Origin of the sequence: Chromohalobacter beijerinckii (genome assembly GCF_023061185.1) — a bacterium.
Taxonomy (GTDB): Bacteria; Pseudomonadota; Gammaproteobacteria; order Pseudomonadales; family Halomonadaceae; genus Chromohalobacter; species Chromohalobacter beijerinckii.
Window position 1 is genome coordinate 1 of the sequence record NZ_JAKGAK010000045.1, and the last position, 1,591, is coordinate 1,591.

Consider the following 1,591-nt stretch of genomic DNA (forward strand, 5'->3'; position numbering starts at 1 on the left):
ATACCACAAAGCATTCGAGAGCTACGGCAAGCAAGGAACTATGACAATTTGAAAGCCACCAAGACGCCCTGTGACCGTTTAATCGTTGTCTTGTTGCTAATGCCTTCAGTCTAAAATCTGTAGGTTTAACGAAGCCCCGTGGCTTCATAAGTCTGCCCCTACATCGATGTGCTTGGAGTATTTTAGCTCGTAATTTTGAAAAAAATGTTAAAGATTTTTTGATAGTAGCCGATACTAATTAGATGGGCGCTTTGTCGAAGTTCATGATTTATGGCGTTCAGTTGTTGAAAAATTTATTAAAAGTATGGGTGGTGGAAATGAAAAAAGTATGCTTGTCGGAATATTTTGAATTGGGTGTCTTGAGTGAAGGTCTTGTAGCCACTCCTGTAGATGGGCTCTCAGTCATAGATACGCCAGGCATCATAGATATAAAAAAGCAGCCTTTTGTTTTTAGCATCTTATTGCGTGGTCATGCATCAGTAGTGTACTCCGAAGGCGATGATAAAGAGATTGGTGAAATCGAATGTGGAGAGCTTCTTGTCCTTGAGGGAGGTGAAGAGTACCTGATGTTACAAGAGGGTGCATCTTTGCTGATGATGCTTGAAGAAGTTAAAGATGAAAAGGAGAAAAAAGGAAAAGCCTTTGGTTTATTAGGTAAGAAGAGTAAAAATAAGATATCTTCTTCTAGTGATGTTGAGAAAGTAAATAGCACCTCTGAGAAGAAAGGTTTCATGGATGATATGCTCCCTAGGGTTACTCAAATATGGGTAAGTGCTGCAGGGCCTATTACTCAAAACTTGATCAATGATGAAGAAAAGTTTAAAGATGTTTCGAGTTTTGTTTATAGCTTCTTGCCATTTCCAGTCAGAAGTCTCTTAAAGGAAGACGTGTTCGTCAGTTGGTGTTATGATAATCGTCATATTTTGTTGGTAGAAGAGAAAAAGCATAGCGCTGAGTTTGATAAAGAAAATGATTCTTTGCTAGCTGATAAAGAAGCAGTCGATAAGCTGTAGTCGCGAGGTTGTTGTATGCCTATAATTATAGCCATTGCCTTCTTCTTTTTGTTGGCGCTGGGTATAACCAGAGCGTCAGGAAGCGCAAAGGTAGGCTGCCTGTCTACTGCTTTTGTTGCAGTAGTGTTGATGTGGTTTATAATATACTACATGACTCATGAAACTTGTAAAATATGCCTCAATTAGATTTTGGGAATTTTTATGTTAATGTTATAGGTCGACGCTCCTTCAAGCCATTTTAAATGGCTTGAAGGAAATATTTTATGTTGTGATGACTAGATTAGGCTGGGTGTTCCAAATTGATAGGCTCTAAAAGCTCTTTGCTATTGGGAAGTTCTCGTAAAAAAGCTTCCTCCAGGTTAGTGGTTGTTCTCTCATGGAGCAGTATATATTGTTGAGTAGCCATTTGTATGGTGCTTGCAATACTGCAATCTAGGTGGTGGAAGATTATTTCTGTTATTTAGCCAAGAAACTTCCTGGATTCACCGCTTCGAATCGCTGGGACAAGCCAGGGCAGTGATCAACCACTGGATCCGGTACTACAACGAAGAGCGGCCACATCAGTCTCTGGACTATGT

2 protein-coding genes are annotated in these 1,591 nt (G+C 39.8%); both read left to right on the top strand.

The features are described 5' to 3' along the window. The first annotated feature begins 242 nt into the window (after positions 1–242). Complete coding sequence (locus tag L1075_RS15595; RefSeq protein WP_246942749.1) at positions 243–1,013, top strand: hypothetical protein; 771 nt, start codon at positions 243–245, stop codon at positions 1,011–1,013. A 417-nt stretch (positions 1,014–1,430) separates the two neighbouring features. After that, a partial coding sequence (locus L1075_RS15905) for an integrase core domain-containing protein (protein WP_425531269.1) occupies positions 1,431–1,591 on the top strand: 161 nt, incomplete at its 3' end.

Bases quoted from the DNA above. Each gene is read 5' to 3' on its own strand.
- L1075_RS15595 (WP_246942749.1), top strand. From the start codon at position 243: ATGGGCGCTTTGTCGAAGTTCATGATTTATGGCGTTCAGTTGTTGAAA.